The organism is Robiginitalea sediminis, assembly GCF_002198115.1.
Taxonomy (GTDB): domain Bacteria; phylum Bacteroidota; class Bacteroidia; order Flavobacteriales; family Flavobacteriaceae; genus Robiginitalea; species Robiginitalea sediminis.
Genome location: NZ_NGNR01000006.1, coordinates 1 through 21,285, shown reverse-complemented (window position 1 = coordinate 21,285; position 21,285 = coordinate 1). Strand labels below are relative to the sequence as shown.

The 21,285-nt window shown below is 53.9% G+C and carries 22 protein-coding genes; 14 read left to right on the top strand and 8 right to left on the bottom strand.

The annotated features are described in order from the left end of the window. Positions 1-7: 7 nt before the first annotated feature. The gene (locus CA832_RS14615) at positions 8-388 is read left to right on the top strand and encodes a VOC family protein (protein WP_088342425.1); all 381 of its coding nucleotides are present in this window, start codon (positions 8-10) and stop codon (positions 386-388) included. A 63-nt stretch (positions 389-451) separates the two neighbouring features. Here CA832_RS14615 and CA832_RS14610 read toward each other — a convergent pair whose 3' ends face one another. The 4 genes from CA832_RS14610 to CA832_RS14595 form a co-directional block, all read right to left on the bottom strand. Further along, positions 452-2,143, bottom strand: a complete 1,692-nt coding sequence (locus CA832_RS14610; protein ID WP_088342388.1) for an alpha-amylase family glycosyl hydrolase — start codon at positions 2,141-2,143, stop codon at positions 452-454. A gap of 48 nt (positions 2,144-2,191) precedes the next feature. After that, the gene (locus CA832_RS14605; RefSeq protein WP_088342387.1) at positions 2,192-2,965 is read right to left on the bottom strand and encodes a carboxypeptidase-like regulatory domain-containing protein; all 774 of its coding nucleotides are present in this window, start codon (positions 2,963-2,965) and stop codon (positions 2,192-2,194) included. 72 nt (positions 2,966-3,037) lie between these two features. After that, positions 3,038-4,768 (bottom strand): DEAD/DEAH box helicase, encoded by a 1,731-nt coding sequence (locus tag CA832_RS14600; protein WP_088342386.1) that lies wholly within the window; start codon positions 4,766-4,768, stop codon positions 3,038-3,040. 155 nt (positions 4,769-4,923) lie between these two features. Then, positions 4,924-5,505 carry a non-canonical purine NTP diphosphatase gene (locus CA832_RS14595; protein ID WP_088342424.1) on the bottom strand — a complete coding sequence of 194 codons (582 nt, stop codon included), beginning with the start codon at positions 5,503-5,505 and terminating at the stop codon, positions 4,924-4,926. 49 nt (positions 5,506-5,554) lie between these two features. Here CA832_RS14595 and CA832_RS14590 point away from each other — a divergent pair, with 49 nt between their 5' ends. The 4 genes from CA832_RS14590 to serA all read left to right on the top strand — a co-directional run bounded on the left by CA832_RS14590 (position 5,555) and on the right by serA (position 9,436). After that, the gene (locus CA832_RS14590; RefSeq protein ID WP_233131866.1) at positions 5,555-6,025 is read left to right on the top strand and encodes a methyltransferase family protein; all 471 of its coding nucleotides are present in this window, start codon (positions 5,555-5,557) and stop codon (positions 6,023-6,025) included. A gap of 69 nt (positions 6,026-6,094) precedes the next feature. After that, positions 6,095-6,715 (top strand): hypothetical protein, encoded by a 621-nt coding sequence (locus tag CA832_RS14585; protein ID WP_088342385.1) that lies wholly within the window; start codon positions 6,095-6,097, stop codon positions 6,713-6,715. Beyond that, positions 6,706-7,401, top strand: a complete 696-nt coding sequence (locus CA832_RS14580) for a DUF3307 domain-containing protein (protein WP_088342384.1) — start codon at positions 6,706-6,708, stop codon at positions 7,399-7,401. The genes CA832_RS14585 and CA832_RS14580 overlap by 10 nt, the downstream gene beginning before the upstream one ends. 151 nt (positions 7,402-7,552) lie before the next feature. After that, positions 7,553-9,436: a phosphoglycerate dehydrogenase gene (serA, locus tag CA832_RS14575; protein ID WP_088342383.1), complete on the top strand. Its 1,884-nt coding sequence runs from the start codon at positions 7,553-7,555 to the stop codon at positions 9,434-9,436. 243 nt (positions 9,437-9,679) lie between these two features. Here the strand turns inward: serA and CA832_RS14570 are convergent, their stop codons facing one another. Beyond that, on the bottom strand, positions 9,680-10,153 hold the full coding sequence (locus CA832_RS14570; protein WP_088342422.1) for a 23S rRNA (pseudouridine(1915)-N(3))-methyltransferase RlmH: 474 nt from the start codon (positions 10,151-10,153) through the stop codon (positions 9,680-9,682). Between the two features lie 98 nt (positions 10,154-10,251). Here CA832_RS14570 and nadC point away from each other — a divergent pair, with 98 nt between their 5' ends. From nadC to priA, 3 genes are read left to right on the top strand one after another with little or no spacing between them, the layout of a single operon-like run. Then, positions 10,252-11,109, top strand: a complete 858-nt coding sequence (gene nadC, locus CA832_RS14565) for a carboxylating nicotinate-nucleotide diphosphorylase (protein WP_088342382.1) — start codon at positions 10,252-10,254, stop codon at positions 11,107-11,109. Next, entirely contained in the window at positions 11,110-12,078 is a 969-nt protein-coding gene (locus CA832_RS14560; protein WP_088342381.1) for a YihY/virulence factor BrkB family protein, read from the top strand. Between the two features lie 13 nt (positions 12,079-12,091). After that, positions 12,092-14,548, top strand: a complete 2,457-nt coding sequence (gene priA, locus CA832_RS14555) for a replication restart helicase PriA (protein WP_088342380.1) — start codon at positions 12,092-12,094, stop codon at positions 14,546-14,548. On the opposite strand, the gene CA832_RS14550 is transcribed toward priA, so the two are convergent. After that, complete coding sequence (locus CA832_RS14550; RefSeq protein ID WP_088342379.1) at positions 14,549-15,241, bottom strand: LytR/AlgR family response regulator transcription factor; 693 nt, start codon at positions 15,239-15,241, stop codon at positions 14,549-14,551. Positions 15,242-15,483: 242 nt separating this feature from the next. Between CA832_RS14550 and rpsF the strand changes: the two genes are divergently transcribed. The 5 genes from rpsF to hisS all read left to right on the top strand — a co-directional run bounded on the left by rpsF (position 15,484) and on the right by hisS (position 18,550). Beyond that, entirely contained in the window at positions 15,484-15,822 is a 339-nt protein-coding gene (gene rpsF, locus CA832_RS14545) for a 30S ribosomal protein S6 (RefSeq protein ID WP_088342378.1), read from the top strand. Positions 15,823-15,827: 5 nt separating this feature from the next. Beyond that, positions 15,828-16,124: a 30S ribosomal protein S18 gene (rpsR, locus tag CA832_RS14540; RefSeq protein WP_088342377.1), complete on the top strand. Its 297-nt coding sequence runs from the start codon at positions 15,828-15,830 to the stop codon at positions 16,122-16,124. Positions 16,125-16,136: 12 nt separating this feature from the next. After that, entirely contained in the window at positions 16,137-16,589 is a 453-nt protein-coding gene (gene rplI / locus CA832_RS14535; RefSeq protein WP_088342376.1) for a 50S ribosomal protein L9, read from the top strand. A gap of 69 nt (positions 16,590-16,658) precedes the next feature. Continuing rightward, positions 16,659-17,132 carry a DUF6495 family protein gene (locus tag CA832_RS14530; RefSeq protein ID WP_088342375.1) on the top strand — a complete coding sequence of 158 codons (474 nt, stop codon included), beginning with the start codon at positions 16,659-16,661 and terminating at the stop codon, positions 17,130-17,132. A 35-nt stretch (positions 17,133-17,167) separates the two neighbouring features. Continuing rightward, complete coding sequence (hisS, locus tag CA832_RS14525; RefSeq protein ID WP_088342374.1) at positions 17,168-18,550, top strand: histidine--tRNA ligase; 1,383 nt, start codon at positions 17,168-17,170, stop codon at positions 18,548-18,550. On the opposite strand, the gene CA832_RS14520 is transcribed toward hisS, so the two are convergent. After that, positions 18,539-19,087 (bottom strand): NUDIX hydrolase, encoded by a 549-nt coding sequence (locus CA832_RS14520; RefSeq protein ID WP_088342373.1) that lies wholly within the window; start codon positions 19,085-19,087, stop codon positions 18,539-18,541. The genes hisS and CA832_RS14520 overlap by 12 nt on opposite strands. Before the next feature lie 5 nt (positions 19,088-19,092). Next, the gene (locus tag CA832_RS14515) at positions 19,093-20,181 is read right to left on the bottom strand and encodes a M42 family metallopeptidase (RefSeq protein WP_088342372.1); all 1,089 of its coding nucleotides are present in this window, start codon (positions 20,179-20,181) and stop codon (positions 19,093-19,095) included. Between the two features lie 98 nt (positions 20,182-20,279). Here CA832_RS14515 and CA832_RS14510 point away from each other — a divergent pair, with 98 nt between their 5' ends. Then, complete coding sequence (locus CA832_RS14510) at positions 20,280-20,969, top strand: DUF4294 domain-containing protein (RefSeq protein WP_088342371.1); 690 nt, start codon at positions 20,280-20,282, stop codon at positions 20,967-20,969. Positions 20,970-21,285 lie beyond the last annotated feature (316 nt).

Here is a 21,285-nt window from a genome sequence, read left to right as displayed (position 1 = left end):
TATGGCTATGGAAACCAATATGGTGGGCTGGTTTGAGATACCGGTCACGGATATGGCCCGTGCCAGGTCCTTTTATGAACGCGTTTTCGGGATTGAGATTCAGGTGCACAGGATGAACCAGCTGGAAATGGGCTGGTTCCCCTCAGCCCAGGGCAAACCCGGGGCAGCCGGATCCCTGGTAAAGCACGAGGGGTTTTATTATCCGGACCGCGAAAAGGGGCCTGTACTCTATTTCAGCTGTACGGACCTGCAGGAGCAACTGGACCGCATTCCCGGTGCCGGGGGCGAAATCCTCCAACCCAAAAAACTCATTGCAGAAGGGATGGGCTATATGGCCCTCTTTACCGATACCGAGGGCAACCGCCTTGCCCTGTATTCCCAAAAATAAGCACTTGTTCAGGGGGCTCCCCATGGGTATACCCGCCTGATGGGCGACCATTACTTGTCGGGATTATTCCTTGGCTTCCAGAAGGGCGGTGTCGAAGGGGGTATCCAGGGCAACCCTTCCGTTTTTAACTACGGCTTCTGTGCCTGAATAGGTGTCTACCAAGGTGGTGCCGTCTCCGAAGAACCCTTGTACCCTTAGGGATTTGGCACCAATGGGCAGGTCTAGCCCGACGACCACCTTATCCCTGTAGTCCCCATCGGTATACGTCCGGCTGAAGACATAAGGCGAGGCGCTTAACCGCCGGTGTTTGCCGGCCCCGATCGCAGGGTGCCTGTTTCGGAATTGTCCGAGCTTCTGCCAGTGGGCCAGTACCTCCTGATTGGCTTGCAGGCTATCCAGTTCCTCCCAGTTCATAAAAGTTCTTAAGTTGGCATCCCCTACCGCGCCTTCGAAAACCAGGGGGCGGGAGGTTTCATCCCCATAGTAAATCTGCGATGCCCCCGGGGTCAGCAACAGGACATTGGCGGCCCGGTAGGGCTGGGCACGCTCCGGGTCGAAAGGACTGCCGTCGTCGTGGGAGCTGAGGTAGTTCATCACACTTTTGCCATTGAGGTCTGAGTGCAGTAACCGGTTGTATTTGCGGAAAATCTGTTCGTACGGAAGGGCCGCATCTGTTTTGAGTTCAAAGTTGATCAGGCTCTTGAAGCCATAGTCGAAGTAGTCTACCTTCCGATCCCCGAAATCGAAACTGCGCCCCCCGGAAATGCCGTAATTGTAGACCTCCCCAACCATAAAGAAAGGCTGGTTGTCCAGTACCCGTTCCGGGTTGCGTTTCTTCCAGGTATCGAAGGCGTAGGCCGCCTGCTCATAGAGTTCCGCCCAAGCCTTTTCATCGGCGTGCTTGGCCGTATCTACCCTGAAACCATCTATGCCCAGATCATTGACGTAATCGGTAAGCCATTTGATGATGTAATAGCGGGGCGCCCTGGGGTAACCGGTCCGTTCAAAAAAGCCCTGAAGTTCGTCCAGTTCACCGCTTAGCCTGCCTTCATTCTTCCACTTGGCGAGCAAAGCATCCGGAAGTTCTACCGGGGTATCCGACTCTGTAAAGATATCCGGGAGGTTATCCACAAGGGTACATGCGGTAGTGGTTTGGTAAGACTCGAAGGAGCAGGTAGGTTCCAGGCGCACCCAGTCCTCAGGCCAGGCCGGGTCTTCTTCGGTTACCGGCCCCGTGTGGTTGAGCACTACATCCATCAGGATGCGGATGCCGCGCTGGTGGGCTGCTGCAACCAGGGTTTCGAGTTCTTCCCGGGTCCCGAAATTCGGGTCCAGGGCGGTCCAGTCCTTAGCCCAGTAGCCGTGGTAACCGTAGGTGTTTCCCGTGCCTTCGTCAGTATCCCCGTGAATCTGTTCCACCACAGGGGTGAACCAGATGGCGTTTACACCCAGATCCGTAAAGTAGCCGGATTCTATTTTTTGCGTAATCCCTGCCAGATCTCCCCCCATAAATCCGCGAAGCGGGCCTGTGGGGTTGCTGCGGTCAAACTGCAGGTCGTTTTCCGTATCCCCGTTGTTGAACCGGTCGGTTAGCAGGAAGTAGACATTGGCAGCCTCCCACAGAAAGAGGACGCTGTCTGCCGCCTGGAGGGTTTCTACTTGCGGCTCATTGGCGGCCACCGGACCCTCGCTGGGAGGGGTTTCCCTGCATTGGCAAAACAAAAAGAGGGTGAGCAGCGGGAGGATATATTTCATTCGGCAGGTTTTATGCTTAAAACTATAAAACGCGCCGCAAATACAAAACTAATTTTGCCGATTGAGCACTTTGAATTCCTCGTAGCAGCTGCTAAGGGCATCGAGGATTTGTAAATCGTTGGCAGTCTGGATAAAGGAGCGGGAATAGTTGCAGTTGGTCAGGATATCCTCGATGTCCACTTTCTCCAATTGAAGCAATTCGGTAAGGGTTTCCCGATCGAACTTGGAAGCCAGCAGGTCCCGGATACGGTCGTCTTCCTTAATCTGACGCAGTTTTCGCATCTGGTTGGGCTGTTTTCCGAAGAGGTTGCGCAGCAGGTCTGCGGGGTTTAAGATGGCCCCAAGCACCTTGGTTACCGCCCCGGGGTTTTTACTGCCTGCCTCATAGCTCACCGGGAGCCCTGAAATGCTGTATTGGTAGGCCGTATTGATCGGGAGGTTGCGTACATCTATTTCCAGATATCCGGTAAGCTGGTAGGGCCGCACAATAACCTCTTCCAGGGCATAGGCCAGTTCGGTAAGGGCAATTTTGGTATCCGAGAATCGGAACATGTCGTTGGTTACCCGGATTTTCTGGGATTTAAAACCCAGGTAGGAAAAATAAAGGGTGTCGTTAACAGCAGCCCGGATGGAGAACTGCCCCTCGGGGTTGGTAATAGTACCCACCACCTGGTTCAGGTTGATAACATGCACGCTTTCCATGGGGCGCTGGGTCTGGGCATTGACCACTACAGCCGAAAAGACTTCACCGGAGGAATCCTGCGCATTCCCCTGCCAGAAACAGAGCAGAACAAGCATGGATAAGACCGCAACTTTCCTCATAGAACCATTTGGATTGTCCCCGCTAAGAACGTAAAAAAACCGGGTCTTTGCCAAATTTTAGGACGGCATTAACTACCGCTTACCAGTGGTTTTTTTGCGCTTTTTTCCTTTTGCACCCGGGCCTTTGCTATAGGGTTTCCCCTTTTTGCCGTAGGTTTTTTTTCCGCCTTTTTTCCAGGGTTTTTTGCCCCCTTTTCCCGGAGGCGGTCCGTCTGTGAGTTCCACCTTGATGGCCCTGCCTTCCAGATGGGCGCCCTTCAGGCTTTCCAGGATGAGCGGGGCGACATCGGCTTCCGTACTGAAGAAAGAAAAGCTGTCTTTGGTTTCCACTTTAAAGATATCCTCCTTGCCCAGGCCGGTAGCTTCCTTGAGCATATCCTTGAGGATCATCCAGTCCAGGCCGTCGCGTTCTCCCACATTGATAAAGAACCGCGCCTGCCCGCCGTGAGGTAGCGGCGTTTCGCCCCTCTGGCCTTCGGTACTTCCCTTTGGGTCCTCGTTGCGGGCGTAGAATTCGGCAAACCGGCTGAATTCCACGGAGACCATTTTGGCAATAAGGGCATCCCGATCCAGGCCTTCCAGCAAGTCCTTAACGGCCGGGAGGAAGGTCTTGACTTCCGGGTGGATTTCGGTATTGCGGATGGAATCGGCCAGGTGGTAGAGCTGTATTTCGCAGATTTCCATCCCGGAGGGAAGTGGTTTTTCTTCGAAAGGCCTTCCGGTGATGCGCTCCAGGGCGCGGATGCGGCCGCGTTCGGATCGGGTGAGGATAATCAGGGAAATCCCGGATTTTCCGGCCCTTCCGGTTCTGCCACTGCGGTGGGTATAGGTCTCCGTTTCGTCCGGGAGCTGGTAGTGGATTACGTGGGTCACATCGTCCACATCGATTCCCCGGGCGGCCACATCCGTGGCCACCAGCAACTGCAGCTGGCGTTTGCGGAAGGCACCCATAACCAGGTCCCGTTGGTTCTGACTAAGATCGCCATGCAGGGCACCGGCATTATACCCGTCTTCGATGAGTTTCTCAGCTACTTTTTGGGCATCCCGTTTGGTGCGGCAGAAAATGACGGAAAACAACCCGGGGTTGGCATCGGCCAACCGCTTAAGGGCAGCATACCGCTCACGGCCGCCAACCACATAGTATTCATGGCGTACCGTGGCCGTAGATTCATTACGCCCCCCCACGGTTACCTCGGAGGGGTGGTGCATAAAATCCCGGGCTATCCGCGCGACCGCATCGGGCATGGTGGCGGAAAACAGCCAGGTGGATTTATCTGCCGGGGTATGCGACAGGATATCGGTCAGGTCTTCGTAAAAACCCATATTAAGCATCTCATCGGCTTCATCCAATACACAGTATTCCACCCGGGAGACATCGGCCAGACCCCTGGAAATCATGTCCTTGATACGGCCGGGGGTTGCAACTACAACCTGGGCCCCGCGCTTCAGGGCACGTGCCTGTTCCTGAATCGAAGCGCCACCGTAAACGGCCACTATGGAAACGCCTTTCAGATAGCGGGCGTAGGACTGCATTTCAGTTGTGATTTGCAGGCAGAGTTCCCGGGTTGGAGCCAGGATAATGGCCTGGGTAGTACGGGATTCCGGGGCTATTCGTTCCAACAGGGGCAGCCCGAAGGCGGCCGTTTTTCCGGTCCCGGTCTGGGCCAGGGCTACCAGGTCGGAATCGCCGCTGAGGAGTTGAGGGATGGCTTTTTGCTGTATTTCAGTTGGGTGTTCGAAGCCCAGCGCTGCTATGGCTTTCAAAACGGGGGCACTAAGCCCCAAGTCGGTAAATGTAGACATGTGGTGTGGTGGATCAACCGCGCTTCGGCTACCTGATCGTTTCAGGGTGCGGGGATGGGCGATGGAAATTCTCGGGCAAAGATACCGCTAATATTCGACATAACGTCCTTTTTTTACAGGTGTTCCGCCGCGGGTTCCCGGGGAAATCGCCCGGACTAATACCTGGCCATATAATCCTGCAGGGCGCGGAAGGCCTTGCCCCGGTGGCTGATGGCATTTTTCTCCTCCGGGGTAAGTTCTGCAAAGCTGCAGGAGTATCCCGAGGGCCGGAATACGGGATCATATCCGAACCCACCATGTCCCCTGGGGGCTTCCAGGATTTCACCTTCGGCCACGCCTTCGAAATAGCGAAAGGCACTGCCTTCGGTCAGGACGATTACGGTCCTGAAGCGGGCATTTCTGCGGGCATTGCCGGAAAGGGCCTGCAGTAGCTTTGCGGTGTTGGCCTGGGCATCGGCTCCTGGGCCGGCGTATCTGGCGGAATACACCCCCGGTGCCCCGTTCAGAGCATCCACTTCCAGCCCCGTATCGTCGGCAATGCAGTCATAGCCATAACGCTGGCGCACGTGCTGGGCCTTCAGGCGGGCATTTCCCTCCAGGGTTTGCTCGGTTTCCGGGATCTCTTCCGTACATCCGATGTCCGAAAGGGACAGCAACCGGAGTCCTTTCGGCATCATTTGCTGTACCTCTTCAAATTTATGGGGGTTGTGCGTCGCAAATACCAGTTCTTTTTCCATGGTGACTGCCCTGGGTTTATCGGAACCCCAAAAATAGTACATTTGAGGTATGTCTGCCGGCCAAAACCTGGAATTGAAAATCCCGCCTGCCTTGGTATTCCTCGGCTTTGCGGCCGTGATGTATGCCCTGGCCCGGTTACTCCCTGCGGGGGAGTTCGACTTTTTCGGCCGGATTTGGCTCCAGCGTGTCCTTGGGGCGGCCGGATTGATTGTAGGGGGGTGGGCCCTGGTGCAGTTTCTATGGCGCAAGACCTCCGTTAACCCCCATAGGCCCGGGGAAGCCCGGGCACTGGTAACCGGGGGGCTCTACCGCTTTAGTCGCAACCCTATGTACCTGGCGCTACTCCTGGTCCTGCTGGCCTGGGGGTTGTATTTGGGCAATGCTTTTAATGCGGTAACAGCGGGGTTGTTTGTCAGTTATATGAACCGATTTCAGATCATCCCGGAAGAGCGGGTTCTTGGGAGTCGTTTCGGGGAGAAGTACCGGCAGTATTGTAAGGCGGTACGGCGGTGGTTTTAAATTTGCTTATTTACCGATATATAAGTATATTTAATAATAATATAAAAAATAAGCTAAAAAGATAATATTTTGATAGCCGTTCTCACAGCAGACCTGATTCATTCCTCGGCACAGCCAGTAACACAGTGGATGCCGCAATTGAAGCGGTTCCTTTCCGGTTTAGGCCAGGAACCTGCCGATTGGGAAATATACCGCGGGGATGAATTCCAGGTCCGCCTGCCCTATCCCATAGCACTGGAAAAGGCCATTGCTCTGAAAGCACTTGTAAGATCCTGGCCCGGGATGGATGTGCGCATTGGCCTGGGGCTGGGCGAGGAGGAATACCGGGCAGACCGAATTGCGGAATCCAATGGGCCGGCCTATCACTATTCCGGCCGTGTTTTCGGGACCTTAAGAGAACAAAAACTCCGGATGCAGGTGGCCAGCCATTGCCATATGGCAGACCGCAGCCTGAACCTGCTGCTGAAATTTGCGCTGCATATTATGGATCAATGGAGCCAGGTCTCCGCGGAGATTGTTGCCCTGGCCCTGGATGCCCCGGAGGCGTCCCAAAAAGAGTTGGCAGAAGGTTTGGGAATCAGGCAATCTGCGGTAAGCCAGCGCATGTCCCGGGCCCGCCTGGACCTAATTCTCGAATTGCTGGAGTACTACCGGAAGGATTACCTCAAATACCTGGAGGCATGTTCGTAAAGTTGTTGCTGGCACACCTGCTGGGAGATTTCCTGCTGCAGCCCACCCGCTGGCTGGTTCACAAACAAGCCAAAAAGGCGGCATCCTGGTTTTTCTACCTCCATACGGCCATCCATTTTGGCCTGGTTATGCTGCTGCTCTGGGATGTACAGGCCTGGAAGCCTGCCCTGGCAATAGCACTTTCCCACGGTCTGATAGACCTGGTGAAACTCTACGCGGTTAAACGCGAATCCAATCCGCTGTTGCCTTTCCTGTGGGACCAGGCAGCCCATCTTGCCGTGTTGGTGGTTGTCGCTACCTGGCCGGGAACATGGGACTATGTTCAAGGGTTTTTCGAAGGACTCGACTGGCGCGTCGTTACGGGATTGCTTTTCGTGACCTACCCGGCTGCCATCATCAATGCCAAACTCCTCGAAGGACTTTCCCGCCAGATTTCCCTCGACCATACCTCCCTGCCCGGCGCGGGTATGTTTATCGGGATTTTGGAACGGTTGCTGGTGTTCCTTTTTATTCTGCTGGACCGGTGGGAAGCCATTGGACTACTGATTGCCGCCAAGTCGGTTTTCCGGTTCAATGACCTGAGGGAGAGCAACAACCGAAAATGGACGGAGTATATCCTCATTGGCACCCTTCTCAGTTTTGGTATGGCCATTGGTGCCGGCCTTATAGTGACGGGTTTGAACTGATACACGCTATCCGGGGGGAATCCTTTCCGGGGGGTTGGGTTGGGACTGTAACAATGCCGGACGGCTTTGTAACACCAGCCCGATTTTGGGCGGCACCACTACCGCAAGATGGTTTTTCTGATTATCTTCACCCCCTGAAAACAGCCAGACCGTGAGCCGGAAATTCGTCTTCGATTTTGACAGCACCCTGACACAGGTAGAAGCCCTGGATGTCCTGGCAGAGATAACCCTGGGAGACCGGGAAGACCGGGAGCAGATTATCCGTGAGATTCAGGAAATCACCAACCTCGGGATAGATGGGGATATTTCATTTACCGAATCCCTGGAGCGCCGCATCCGCCTCCTCGGAGCCCACCGAAATGACCTGGAGCCACTAATTGGTGCCCTGCGTCAGAAAATCTCCAAATCCATCACCTCCAACCGGGAATTCTTCGCCACTTATGCCGACGATATTTATGTGATTTCAGCCGGGTTCAAGGAATTTATCGTGCCCATAGTGTCGGAGTACAACATTCCGGAAGACCGGGTCTATGCCAATACCTTCGAATTCGATGCGGAGGGGAACATCATCGGCTTCGATACCGAGAACTACCTGGCCGCCCATAACGGAAAAATAGACTGCCTGCGCGCACTGAACCTGGAAGGGGAGGTGCAGGTCATAGGCGATGGCTACAGCGACTATGTGATGCGGGAGGCGGGCATCGCCCATAAGTTTTTCGCCTACACCGAAAATGTACACCGCGCCAAGGCCACGCGACATGCAGACCACGTGGCGCCTAACCTCGATGAATTTTTATTTGTGAACGATTTACCCAGAAACCTGTCTTACCCCAAGAACCGGATTAAGATCTTGTTGTTGGAAAACGTACACCCGGCCGCCTTTGAGAACCTCACCGAAGATGGCTTTACGGTAGAACTGATCAAACACAGCCTGTCCGAAGAGGAGCTGATAGAAAAGATAAAAGGCGTGCATGTGCTGGGGATACGCTCCAAAACCCAGGTAACCCGGAAGGTTCTGGACGCGGCGAACAAACTCCTGGTGGTGGGGGCTTTTTGTATCGGTACCACGCAGATAGACCTGGAATACGCCAAAAACAAAGGTGTGGTTGTGTTCAATGCCCCGTACAGCAATACGCGCTCCGTGGTGGAACTCGCCATTGGGGAGATCATTGTCCTGATGCGGAGTATTTTCCCCCGCAGCACGGAAATTCATGGCGGGCAATGGAATAAAACGGCCGCTAATTCCCGGGAGATCCGGGGTAAAAACCTGGGGATTGTCGGGTACGGTAATATCGGGAAGCAGTTGTCCGTGCTGGCCGAGGCCATGGGGATGCGGGTGTATTACTACGACGTAGATGAGCAACTGGCCCTGGGCAATGCCGTAAAGTGCGACGCCCTGGAGGATTTGCTCAATGTGTCCGATGTGGTAACCCTCCATGTGGACGACAACCCGGCAAACCGCAACTTTATCGGGGCACGCGAAATTGGCCAGATGCGGGAAGGGGCGTACCTCATAAACCTCTCCCGCGGCTTTGTGGTAGACATCCCTGCACTGGTGGAAGCCCTGAAAAGCCGTAAACTCGCCGGTGCGGCGATTGACGTATACCCGGAAGAGCCCAGCAGCAACGGCGCTTACCATACGGAGCTGGCCGGCCTGGAAAACGTCATCCTCACCCCGCACATTGGGGGTAGCACCGAAGAGGCCCAGCGGGATATTGCGGATTTTGTCCCCAATAAGATCATGGATTACATCAATTCCGGGAACACAGTAGATGCCGTGAATTTCCCCAATATCCGCCTGCCCAAGCAGCGCAACGCCCACCGGTTTCTCCACATCCACAAGAACGTCCCGGGTATAATGGCCCATATCAACCAGGTACTGGCCTCCTTCGATATGAACATTACGGGGCAGTACCTCTCCACAGATCCGGAGGTGGGTTACGTGATTACGGACCTGGACAAGGATTACAACAAAAAGGTAATTAAGGCGCTCAAGGAAATAGATCACACCATCAAGTTCCGGGTGCTGTATTAATCGCCTTGAGTCCTCTTTTGTGAGTAGTTGCTTTTGGGGCTGCCAGGCCTTACCTGATTAGGGTTTGGTTAGATCGTGTGGTTTGAGGGTTGTTTTGGGGTTTCGGGAGGTGTTTCTGCCTTAGGGACCCACCCGCCCACCCGCTACAAAAATCGGCGCTGACCCTGAAACTTCCTTGCAGTTCCCTTAATCTTCCCGCACATGTCCTACGGATGCCTCCGGCCTTTCAACACCCTTATTTCCCTAATCGTTGTGGTACGGATCCCCTCTGAGGATGGATAACCCCCGGTATAATTGCTCGACAGCCATGAGCCGGACCACCTGGTGGTTAAAGGTCATTTTGGAGAGGCTTACGCTGCCTGCCGCACGCTGGCGAAGCGGCTCCCCAATGCCATAGGCCCCGCCTATCACCAACACCACACGCTTCGGGCCTGCATTCATGCATTTCTGCAGGTAGGCAGCAAACTGGCGGGAGGTAAAGGTTTTGCCGGTTTCATCCAGCAGCAGGATCATGTCCCGCTCATCCAGGTGCTTCAGGAGCTGTTCGGCTTCTTTTTGTTTCAGGGCCTGGGGGTCTGCCTGCCCCCGGTTTCGGATATCCGGGATACACTTTATTTCGAAAGGGATATAGCGGGAAATCCGCTGGGAAAAATCCGCAACGAGGTCGGAGAGTGCCCCCTTGTCTGTGGGGCCAACAGCGAGCAATACCAGTTTCACAACCGCCAAGGTACACCTTTGGGGCCAGACCTGAAAATGGGCTTACGCCACCGGCTTTCACCGAACATTTTACTACTTTAGTAAGCCAAAGCCACGCCATGATTTCAGCCGAGCAATTCCAAAAGGAAATCGACCGGATTATCGATACTTCCCTCCGCGAAGATATAGGGGACGGGGACCATAGTTCCCTGGCCTGCATTCCTGCAAGTGCCCAAGGAGCCGCACAATTGCTCATAAAAGATACCGGCATCCTGGCTGGGGTAGCTTTCGCCCAACAGGTTTTCGCCCAGGTAGATCCTGGCCTGGAGATGGAAGTGGTGCTGCCGGATGGGACGCCTGTATCGCACGGGGACGTGGCCTTCCGGGTCATGGGGGCTTCCCGCAGTATCCTACAGGCAGAACGCCTGGTACTCAATGCTATGCAACGGATGAGCGCCATAGCCACCAAAACAGCCCGCTATGTAAAGCTGTTGGAAGGGACCGGGGCACGGATCCTGGATACCCGCAAGACCACTCCGGGTATTCGCGCCCTCGAGAAATGGGCCGTGCGGATTGGGGGAGGGGAGAACCACCGGTTTGCCCTCTACGATATGATCATGCTCAAGGACAACCACATCGACTTTGCCGGGGGGATTACCGGCGCTATCCGGAAAACCCGGGACTATCTCCAGCAAACCGGGCGGGACCTCAAGATCATTGTGGAGGCCCGTAACCTGGACGAAGTGCGTGAAATCCTTCAATCTCCCGGGATCCACCGTATTTTGCTCGACAACTTCAATTACCAGGATACCCGGGAGGCCGTGGCCCTGATCGGCGGGCGTTGCCAATCCGAATCCTCAGGGGGGATCAATGAAAAAACCCTCCGCGCCTATGCCGAATGCGGGGTGGACTATATTTCCTCTGGTGCCCTTACCCACTCGGTCCACAACCTGGACCTAAGTTTAAAAGCGCTTTAGATGGGGGGTACTCTGGAAGAACGCCTGACCCGGGTTCCGGTTGTCCGCGAGGTGATTGCGCTGCTCAGGAGGATCCAGCTTACCGCATTCGAAGGCCTTTCCCTTTACGACCTGGTGGCCATGTATGTCAAGGGGATTATCCAGGGCGCCCTCTCCACCCGGGCCAGTGCGATTTCCTTTAGTCTCTTTATGGCCATTTTCCCTCTCCTGATTTTCCTGATAACCCTGATCCCGTTCCTGATCCCGTACGCCAGCGTGGGCGACAGTAATTTCGATGTGCAGTTCCTCAGCTTCCTCGAATCCTTCCTGCCGGCTTCCACGGGCGATTATTTTACCGAGGTTTATCAGCAAATCCGGGAACAGAAAAGGGGCGGTTGGCTGTCCTCCTCCTTTTTGATTTCCATCCTGCTGATGGCCAATGGCGTTAATGCCATCTTCGGGGGGTTCGAAAACAGCTACCATATAGAACTGACCCGGAATTTTTTCAAGCAGTACGCCTATGCCCTTATGGTAGGGCTTATCCTCTCCCTGTTACTCATCCTTGGCGCCGTGGCCTATGTGTATTTCGAATTCTACATCCTGGGATATCTCACAGACTTTACCGCCCGCACCAGCGGGGTGGTCCTGGACGAGGGGGAGATTTTAGGGGTGCAGGTGGGCAAGGTGCTCTTCTTTATCCTGCTCACCTATTTCACCACTGCCATCCTGTACTATTTCGGGACGGCAGAGGGCAAAAAGGCCAAGTTCTTTTCCTACGGGGCCCTGATGACCACTCTGCTTATTATCCTGACCTCCTATCTGTTCGGGATCTATATCGACAGTTTTGCCCGCTACAATGAATTGTACGGGGCCCTCAGCGGCCTGCTGATCCTCATGGTATATATCTGGCTTAATGCCAACATCCTCCTTTTGGGGTTTGAATTAAATGCAACCCTGACCTACCTCAGGAAGCAAATCGGCAAAGAATAAACCCTTCCGGCCCATGGATACCTTTGTGGAAGTTTTGTTGCCCATCCCCCTGGAACGGAATTTTACCTATATCCTTCCGGAGGAGATGATGGGTGAGGTAGTAACGGGAACCCGGGTTGCCGTGCCTTTTGGCAAATCCAAGCTTTACACGGGCCTGGCCATCCGCCTCCATGGGGAACGTCCACAAGCGTACGACCCCAAGCCCGTATACCGGGTTCTGGATACGGAACCCCTGGTAAGCGCTGTGCAGCTCCGGCATTGGCAATGGGTGGCGGAGTACTATATGTGTACCCTGGGGGAGGTGTTCCGCACCGCGGTGCCTTCCGGGTTCCTGCTGGAAAGTGAAACACGGGTGCTGAAGGGGCCGGATTTCAACCCTTCCCCCGAGGAGGCTACAGACGCCGAATACCTGGTGGCAGAGGCCCTGGAGCACCAACCTGTACTTTCCGTCCAGGAAATCAGCGATATAGTAGACCGCAAAAATGTACTCCCCCTCTTACACGGCATGCTGGCAAAGGGGCAGATCCGCCTGCAGGAGCGCCTACAGGAAAAATACAACCCTAAAACCGCCCGGTACATCCGGTTGCGCGAGGTATTCCGGGGGGAAGCCGCATTGGAGGCCTTGCTGGAAACCCTTTCCCGGGCACCCCGACAATCCGCCATAATCCTGCAATTGTTCCAGTTACAAGAGGGGGCCGGGAAGCCCGTGCGAAGCAAGGTCCTCGAAGAGAAGGCCGGGGCATCGCGGGCCGCCTTAAAGGCCCTTATAGACAAGGACGTCCTGGAGGAGTACCACCTGGAGGAAGACCGGGTAGCCGTAGGGGAGGAGGCGCCGGACAGCCGTTTACCTGTACTCAGCTCACACCAGGAGCAGGCGCTAACAGCCATCCATACAGGCTTCGAATCGGGAAAGCCCGTCCTGTTGCATGGGGTTACCTCTTCGGGAAAGACCGAGGTGTATATCCGGCTCATTGAGGAGGTTATCAGTGCCGGCCGGCAGGTGCTTTACCTGGTGCCAGAAATTGCCATTACCGAACAACTTATCCGGCGCTTGCAACGCGTTTTTGGTACTCGGGTGGTGGTATTCCACTCCCGGCTCAATATAATGGAGCGCGCCGAGCTTTGGTATCATGTTCAGGCGGGTACCGAGAAAGCAGCTGTTGTCCTCGGGGCGCGTTCCTCCCTTTTCCTGCCCTTCGCAGACCTGGGGCTGATTTTGGTAGACGAGGAGCACGAGAACACCTATAAACAATTCGATCCGGCGCCGAGATATCATGGTAGGGATACAGCTATCGTACTGGCGGGCTTCCACGGGGCAGATGTTTTGCTGGGGTCTGCCACCCCCAGTATTGAAAGCATGTACAATGTCCGGCGCGGAAAATATGCCCTGGCCCGCATGGACCGGCGCTATGGAGATGTCCTTTTGCCCGATATCCAGTTGGTGGACCTTTCCGAGCAGTTCCGTAAGAAGAAAATGAAAGGGCGGTTTTCCGAGCCCTTGCATGAAGCCATCGGGGAAGTGCTGGCAGCCCGGCAGCAGGTCATCCTCTTCCAGAACCGCCGTGGGTATGCCCCTATAGTAGAGTGCCAGTCCTGCGGGCATGCCCCTCAATGCCCCAATTGCGATGTGAGCCTTACCTTCCATAAGTACCGGGGGGAGCTGCGGTGCCATTATTGCGGATACCACAGGGCCCTGGAGCCCCAGTGCGATGCCTGTGGCAATACCACCCTGGACACCAAAGGTTTTGGAACGGAGCAGGTAGAGGCGGAACTCAAGGAACTATTCCCGGAGGCCCGGGTAGACCGCATGGACCTGGATACGACCCGTGGGAAATACGGATACCAGAAAATCATCGGCGCCTTTGAAGCCCGGGAAACGGACATCCTGGTAGGGACGCAGATGCTGACAAAAGGCTTGGATTTCAGGAACGTAGCCCTGGTTGGGATTATGAATGCGGACACCCTGCTGCATTTCCCCCATTTCCGGGCGCACGAACGGTGCTTCCAGCTCCTGACCCAGGTGGCCGGGCGTTCGGGCCGGACCCGGGAGCGGGGTCGGGTACTGATCCAGACCTACAACCCTTACCACCAGATTTTAAAACAAGTATCTACGGGCGATTACAAGGAGATGTATAAGGAGCAGGTGTATGAACGGGAGCAGTTCCGATACCCGCCCGTGGTACGTATCATCAAGATCACCTTCCGGCACAAGGACTACAACCGGGTAAGCGAAGGGGCGGGGTGGTTTGCCAAAGCCATGCGCCAGCAGTTCGGGCAGGCCGTCCTGGGTCCTGAATTCCCACCGGTAGCCCGGATCCGCAACCAGTACCATATGAATATCCTGCTCAAGATTGCACAGGGCCAGCCCCTGTCACAAACGAAAAATAGCATCAAAAGAATCCACAGGTCTTTCGATGCTATTTCCCAGTACAGGAGTATTCGTGTAATCTATAACGTAGACTATATCTGATTAAACGTTGCTCAATGCCTCGGCCAGCTCGGTTTTCTTGTTCCGGCTCAGCGGGATGGAACGTCCGCCCACTTCCACATTTTTGCTATTGAACTTTTCGATCTTCTCCAGGTTCACAATGTAGGACTTGTGAATGCGCAGGAATTTATCGGCGGGAAGTTGCTGTTCGAAAGCCTTCATAGTGCTAAGGATCACGATGTTGGCTTCGTCCGTTACCAGCTTGATATAATCCCCCAGAGCCTCGATCCATTTGATCTCGTTGAGGAATACCTTGCGCTTTTTCAGGTTGCTTTTCACGAAGATGTGCTCCTCGTCTTCATTTACCTTGTGGAGTTGCTCGAACTTGGTTACCGCACGCTTTACGGAGGCGTCGAAACGGGCCATCGTAATGGGTTTGTGCAGGTAATCGGTAACGTCGTAATCGAATGCCTTAAGGGCATAGTCAGGTTTTCCGGTAATCAGGATTACCTGCGGGGGATTTTCCAGGGATTCCAGTAGGTCGAATCCGTTGATGATGGGCATTTCCACATCGAGGAAAATCAGGTCAATTTCATTGTTTTTGATGCCATTTTTTGCTTCGATCGCATTGCTGTACTCGGCAACCAGGGCAAGGTTGGGATGATTATTCACCAATTTCGCAACCGCCATACGCTGCATTGATGAATCATCAACCACAATACTTCTGAGTTTCATAAGTGGGTTGATTTGTGGGGTTAAATCATCGACAAAGTACACAAAACTACCGATGAATTACAACTAAAGTTGTAAACATCGCATGCAATCCTGTGTGGTTGGCAATGATTGTGCATAACTTGATTTGGGTTTAGGTTAAGCCTGCTTTTTGCATTTCTAAGGCTATAACGAAGTTTTTTTGGATTTCTTGTGAATGCGTTTAAGTTTTCTTACTTTTGCCCACCTTTTTAAACATTCATTTTATGAACCATTACGAAACTGTTTTCATTTTAAATCCCGTTCTATCTGACACCCAGGTAGAGGAAACAGTTAAGAAATTTGAAAATTTCTTGACCAAGAATGGTGCCAAGATGGTCTCCAAAGAAGACTGGGGGCTTAAGAAGCTGGCGTATCCCATTCAGAACAAAAAGAGCGGATTCTACCATCTGTTCGAATTTACTGCCCCGGGCGAAGTCATCGCCCCCTACGAGCAGGAGTTCAAACGCGACGAGCGCATCATGCGCTTCCTGACCGTGAAGTTGGACAAACACGCCATCGCATGGGCGGAGAAACGCAGAACCAAATTAAAAGCTAAAGCGTAAAGGGTATGGCCACATTACAACAACAGGCAAAAGGAAAGAAAGACGGGGAGATCCGGTATCTGACCCCTCTGAATATCGAAACGGCGAAACAGAAGAAGTACTGCCGCTTCAAGAAATCCGGAATCAAGTATATCGATTACAAAGACCCGGATTTTCTGATGAAGCTGGTAAACGAGCAGGGCAAGATCCTTCCCCGCAGGCTTACCGGTACCTCACTGAAATATCAGCGCAAGGCGGCCCAGGCTATTAAGCGGGCCCGCCACCTGGCCCTTATGCCGTACGTAGGAGATTTGTTAAAATAATCGGAAGGAAGCATGGAATTGATCTTAAAACAAGACGTTGAGAACCTCGGGTTCAAAGACGACGTGGTAACAGTTAAAAACGGTTACGGACGCAATTACCTGATTCCCCAGGGGAAAGCCATCCTGGCTACCCCTTCCGCGAAGAAGGTACTGGCTGAGAACCTCAGGCAAAAGGCGCACAAGGAGAAGCAAGTCGTGGATGCGGCCCAGAAAACCGCAGAAGCCCTGAAGGCTCTTGAGGTGAAAATCGCCGCCAAAGTTGGAGAAGGAGACAAGCTCTTCGGATCTGTAACCAACATCGACCTGGCTGCTGCCCTGGATAAGGAAGGCCACGAAATCGACAAGAAGTATATCAGCATCAAAGGAGGCGCCATCAAGCGCGCCGGCCCCTATGAGGCCGAAATCCGCCTGCACCGCGAGGTGGTGGTGAACTTCGGGTTCGAAGTGGTTCCGGAAAAAGCCTGAGACCTGTAACAGGTACATAGAAATCCACCTTGCCTGGCAGGGTGGATTTTTTTATTTAAACGCAAAGGGATGAAGTACAGAAGGCTATCCAAAGAACAGCTTGAGGAACTCCACCAGGAGTTTATCAATTTCCTCGCCACCCAGTCCATTACTGCGGCCGAGTGGGACGAGATCAAAACCAACAAACCTCACGTAGCGGAGGAAGAGCTGGACATTTTCAGCGACCTGGTATGGGAAGGCGTGCTGGGGCGGGTGGAATACCTCGAGAATATCGGGCCTGCCCAGATGCATTTGTTTTACCTCCCCCCCAAGGAGATGAAACTTATTTCCGTAAAGGTGGCCAACCCGGCCATAGACCTGTCCACCCGCGAAGGGTTCGAGTGGTTTCGGATAAACTGGCAATCGGATTACGTGGAATACCTGACCGCCTCCAAGGCCTATTCCGACGACCCCAACAAGGATAAATTCGAGCTGATCGAGAAGGGCGCCGTCATTACCAAAGGGGAGTTGTACCGCTGGTTCGAGGAGGTTATTGAATTCTGATCGCTACCCTTATATTTGCAGTACGATTTCCCACTATGGCCCAGAAACCCTCCATCCCTAAAGGCACCCGCGATTTTTCTCCTGTAGAGGTAGCGCGCAGGAATTACATAATATCCCGGATCCGGGAACAATTCGAGCGCTTTGGCTTCCAGCCCATAGAGACGCCGGCCATGGAGAATACCGACACCCTTATGGGGAAGTATGGAGAGGAAGGGGACCGGTTGATTTTTAAGGTGCTCAATTCCGGGGATTTCCTCTCCAAGGCAGATCCGGCCTTGCTCGATGCCCGGGACGCCGGCGGATTGGCACCACAAATAAGCGAAAAGGCCCTGCGCTACGACCTGACGGTTCCCTTTGCCCGGTATGTGGTGATGCACCAGAACGAGATTGAATTCCCCTTTAAGCGCTATCAGGTACAGCCTGTATGGCGGGCAGACCGTCCGCAAAGAGGGCGCTTCCGCGAATTCTACCAATGTGATGCCGACGTGGTGGGGGCCAGCGGGCTGGTCCAGGAACTGGAGTTTGTCCAGCTCTACGATCAGGCGTTCCACAGCCTGGGACTCCATGGGGTTACCATCAAAATCAACCACCGCAAGATCCTTTCCGGCATCGCGGAAGTTATTGGTGCGGGGGAAAAACTCACCGAGTTTACCGTGGCCCTGGACAAGCTGGACAAGATCGGGCGTGAAAAAGTGGAACAGGAGATGGAAGGCCGGGGGATCTCCCGCGGCTCCATAGAGCGGGCGGCCCCCTTGTTTGAGCTGTCTGGGAGTCCTGCGGAAAAACTCGGCGCCCTCAGGACGTTGCTTTCGGAATCCCAGGTGGGGCTGGAAGGCGTTGCGGAGCTTGAAGCCCTGTTTGAACAAACCCATGAACTGGGCCTTTCGGCAGCGGCTGTTGCCCTGGATATTACCCTGGCCCGCGGGCTTAATTATTATACCGGTGCCATTTTTGAGGTAGCTGCACCGGAAGGGGTGCAGATGGGGTCCATTGGAGGTGGAGGCCGGTACGACGACCTCACCAGCATCTTCGGGCTGAAAGATATGAGCGGGGTTGGGATTTCCTTTGGCCTGGACCGGATTTACCTGGTCCTGGAGCAGCTTGGGCTTTTCCCGGAAACCCTGGAGCGATCCCTCGATGTTTTCTGCGTGAATTTCGGAGATGCGGAGGCCCGGGCGGCCCTGCGTCTGGTGATGCAGCTACGGTCCAGGGGCCTCAAAGCCGACCTCTATCCAAGTCCGGCCAAATTGCAGAAGCAGTTTAAGTACGCAGACAAGCGGGGCGTACCTTTTGTAGTTTCTATTGGGGAGGAGGAGTTAAAGGCAGGGCAGTTCATGGTAAAGGACATGCGCAGCGGGGAGCAGCATCAGTACGCCCTGAATGCCTGGACCACCTTTGCCGACCGCCTACAGGCGTAACCGTACCTCCCGGACAACCCTCCCGTAATAATCGGCCCCGTGCGGAACGTATACCCCAGGCCGGGCCAGCCCCCAGGTTTCTTCAGCAAATTGCAACAGCGGCAGGAGCTTTAGTTCCGAAACTTCGGATTGTTGTGGAATAAGCTTGCTAACGGTCGTTTGTAAGGGGCACAGGTATACGTGGCGGAACTCATTATCCAGAATCCCGTTGGGGTGCCGGTGGCTGGCCTTATCCACAAATACAGATTGCAGGAGTTCCAAAGGCACCTCCAGGCCTATTTCTTCCTGGATTTCCCTGAGGGCTGCACTGTGGGTGGATTCTCCGGCCCCGATGTGACCGGCTACCGAAACGTCCCACAGCCCCGGGTAGGTGTCTTTATCGTCCCCCCTTTTCTGTAAGAGGATTTCCCCCCGGGGACTGTAGAACCAGATATGTACGGTTGGGTGGTACCACCCGTTTTGGTGCGCCTCCGATTTCAGGGCGGTCCGTCCGGTAGGCCGGCCGTGCTCATCCCAGATATCGATGCGCTCCTCCATAGTACTTAGTCGAAATAACTGAAAGACTCCCCGGGCTCAATGCGGAGCAGGGTTTCGTAGATCAGCCGTATAACGTTGGCTACGTCCTCCTTGTGCACCATTTCCACGGTGGTATGCATGTAGCGCAGCGGCAGGGAAATCAGGGCAGAGGCAACACCGCCATTGCTGTAGGCAAAGGCGTCTGTATCCGTCCCGGTCATCCGGGAGGCGGCCAGCCTCTGGAAAGGGATTTCCGATTCTTTTGCGGCCTTCAGGATCCTATCCCGCAACTTGTGCTGCACCGCCGGGGCGTAGGAAACAACAGGCCCCTTGCCGATCTCGATATGCCCTTCCTTTTTCTTTTCGATCATGGGGGTGGTAGTGTCGTGGCAGACATCGGTAATGATGGCGGCATTGGGCTTAAGGCGGTTGGTAATCATCTCCGCACCCCGTAGCCCGATTTCCTCCTGAACCGAGTTGGTCACGTACAATCCGAATGGCAATTTCTTCTTGTTTTCATGAAGCAGGCGGGCTACCTGGGCAATCATAAAGCCGCCGGCCCGGTTGTCGATGGCCCGGCAGACAAATTTATCTCCATTTAGGACCTGAAAACTGTCCGGGTAGGTGATGACACAGCCCACGTGGACCCCCATCTTCTCCACTTCTTCCTTGTCTTTGGCGCCAATGTCTATAAAGATATTCTCGAGTTTCGGGGGTTCCTCCTTGGCCCGGTCCCTGGTGTGGATGGCCGGCCAGCCAAACACCCCTTTTACAATCCCGTTTTCCGTATGGATGTTCACCCACTTGGAAGGGGCAATCTGATGGTCGCTCCCGCCGTTGCGGATAACATAGATCAGTCCGTTGTCCGTGATGTAATTCACATACCAGGAAATCTCGTCGGAGTGCCCTTCGATGACCACCTTGTAAGGGGCGTCCGGGTTGATTACGCCTACCGCTGTGCCGTAGGTATCAGTAATAAAGGTGTCCACATAAGGCTTCAGGTAAGACATCCAGAGTTTCTGGCCTTCCCATTCGTGCCCGGTAGGCGAGGCATTGTTCAGGTAGGCTTCAAAGAATTCCAGGGCTTTGGAATCGAGGATCTGATCGGTTTTCATTTCAAAAAGGTTTAGGTCAAAATTAGCCATTTTCACACTTATTTAATACCACATGCTCGCCAATATACCTACTTTTGAAGGCCCCCAAACCATAACCGATGAAAAGGTTTGATCTGTTGATGCTATTCGGGCTGGGCCTGACTGCCCCCCTTACCGCGCAGGTGCCGGAACAGCCCCTGGATTCCACCCAGGAGAAGATGATTATCCTGGAGGGCGACTCCATTTTCCGCAGTTCCATTGAATTGGACCAGGTCTATATTTTCGGGGAACTCAAGTTCGATTCTTACCAGGACAAACTCCGGTATTATATCCTCAGGCGCAAAACCCTTAAAGTATATCCGTATGCCAAGCTGGCCTCCGAACGTTTAACCGAACTGAACAGCAGGCTGGAACAAATTAAATCCAAAGGGAAACGCAGGCGTTATACCAAGGTGGTGCAGCGGTATATTGAAGAGGAGTTTTCGGCCGAACTCAAAAAACTCACGCGTACCGAAGGGCAGATCCTGGTAAAACTCATCTACAGGCAAACGGGGATTACCGCATTCGAACTGGTGCGTGAACTGCGTAGTGGTTGGCGGGCGTTTTGGTACCAGACCACAGCGCGGATGTTCGACATCAGCATCAAGGAGGAATTCCACCCGGCCGATATCCACGAGGACTACCTTATTGAGGACATCCTGCAGCGGGCCTTTGCGGCCGGCCAGTTAGAACCCCAGAAATCGGCCCTTGACTTTGACTATGCCACCCTGACCAACCGGTGGAATAAAGCCAAAAAGAAGACAGAATAATTGCCGGAACTTAAATTTTTTTGTATCTTCCATGTCCTTTTTTTGAGGAACCTTTGGTCAAAATTCTAATTCTAAGCGGATTAGGTTCTGGACCGAAAAAAAGTCAAAAATTTTTACTGTTTTTTTTGGTGGGATTTCTAAAAAACCATCATATATTTGCAGCCGCTTTCAGGCCGAGAGGATATGGGAGTGAGGTAACGAGAGGGCTTAGGTCCTGGGTTTACCGGAAGGTCATTGACATATTGACAGACAGCAAGCCTCTACCTTTAGCGGGGTAGGGGACTTGGTAAGTACAAACAACATCCGTCAAGGAATA

What these genes read in the sequence shown, in the direction of transcription:
- CA832_RS14615 (WP_088342425.1), top strand. Translation starts at nt 8, where the DNA reads ATGGAAACCAATATGGTGGGCTGGTTTGAGATACCGGTCACGGATATG.
- CA832_RS14610 (WP_088342388.1), bottom strand. Translation starts at nt 2,143, where the DNA reads ATGAAATATATCCTCCCGCTGCTCACCCTCTTTTTGTTTTGCCAATGC.
- CA832_RS14605 (WP_088342387.1), bottom strand. Translation starts at nt 2,965, where the DNA reads ATGAGGAAAGTTGCGGTCTTATCCATGCTTGTTCTGCTCTGTTTCTGG.
- CA832_RS14600 (WP_088342386.1), bottom strand. Translation starts at nt 4,768, where the DNA reads ATGTCTACATTTACCGACTTGGGGCTTAGTGCCCCCGTTTTGAAAGCC.
- CA832_RS14595 (WP_088342424.1), bottom strand. Translation starts at nt 5,505, where the DNA reads ATGGAAAAAGAACTGGTATTTGCGACGCACAACCCCCATAAATTTGAA.
- CA832_RS14590 (WP_233131866.1), top strand. Translation starts at nt 5,555, where the DNA reads ATGTCTGCCGGCCAAAACCTGGAATTGAAAATCCCGCCTGCCTTGGTA.
- CA832_RS14580 (WP_088342384.1), top strand. Translation starts at nt 6,706, where the DNA reads ATGTTCGTAAAGTTGTTGCTGGCACACCTGCTGGGAGATTTCCTGCTG.
- nadC (WP_088342382.1), top strand. Translation starts at nt 10,252, where the DNA reads ATGATTTCAGCCGAGCAATTCCAAAAGGAAATCGACCGGATTATCGAT.
- CA832_RS14560 (WP_088342381.1), top strand. Translation starts at nt 11,110, where the DNA reads ATGGGGGGTACTCTGGAAGAACGCCTGACCCGGGTTCCGGTTGTCCGC.
- priA (WP_088342380.1), top strand. Translation starts at nt 12,092, where the DNA reads ATGGATACCTTTGTGGAAGTTTTGTTGCCCATCCCCCTGGAACGGAAT.
- CA832_RS14550 (WP_088342379.1), bottom strand. Translation starts at nt 15,241, where the DNA reads ATGAAACTCAGAAGTATTGTGGTTGATGATTCATCAATGCAGCGTATG.
- rpsF (WP_088342378.1), top strand. Translation starts at nt 15,484, where the DNA reads ATGAACCATTACGAAACTGTTTTCATTTTAAATCCCGTTCTATCTGAC.
- rpsR (WP_088342377.1), top strand. Translation starts at nt 15,828, where the DNA reads ATGGCCACATTACAACAACAGGCAAAAGGAAAGAAAGACGGGGAGATC.
- rplI (WP_088342376.1), top strand. Translation starts at nt 16,137, where the DNA reads ATGGAATTGATCTTAAAACAAGACGTTGAGAACCTCGGGTTCAAAGAC.
- CA832_RS14530 (WP_088342375.1), top strand. Translation starts at nt 16,659, where the DNA reads ATGAAGTACAGAAGGCTATCCAAAGAACAGCTTGAGGAACTCCACCAG.
- hisS (WP_088342374.1), top strand. Translation starts at nt 17,168, where the DNA reads ATGGCCCAGAAACCCTCCATCCCTAAAGGCACCCGCGATTTTTCTCCT.
- CA832_RS14520 (WP_088342373.1), bottom strand. Translation starts at nt 19,087, where the DNA reads ATGGAGGAGCGCATCGATATCTGGGATGAGCACGGCCGGCCTACCGGA.
- CA832_RS14515 (WP_088342372.1), bottom strand. Translation starts at nt 20,181, where the DNA reads ATGAAAACCGATCAGATCCTCGATTCCAAAGCCCTGGAATTCTTTGAA.
- CA832_RS14510 (WP_088342371.1), top strand. Translation starts at nt 20,280, where the DNA reads ATGAAAAGGTTTGATCTGTTGATGCTATTCGGGCTGGGCCTGACTGCC.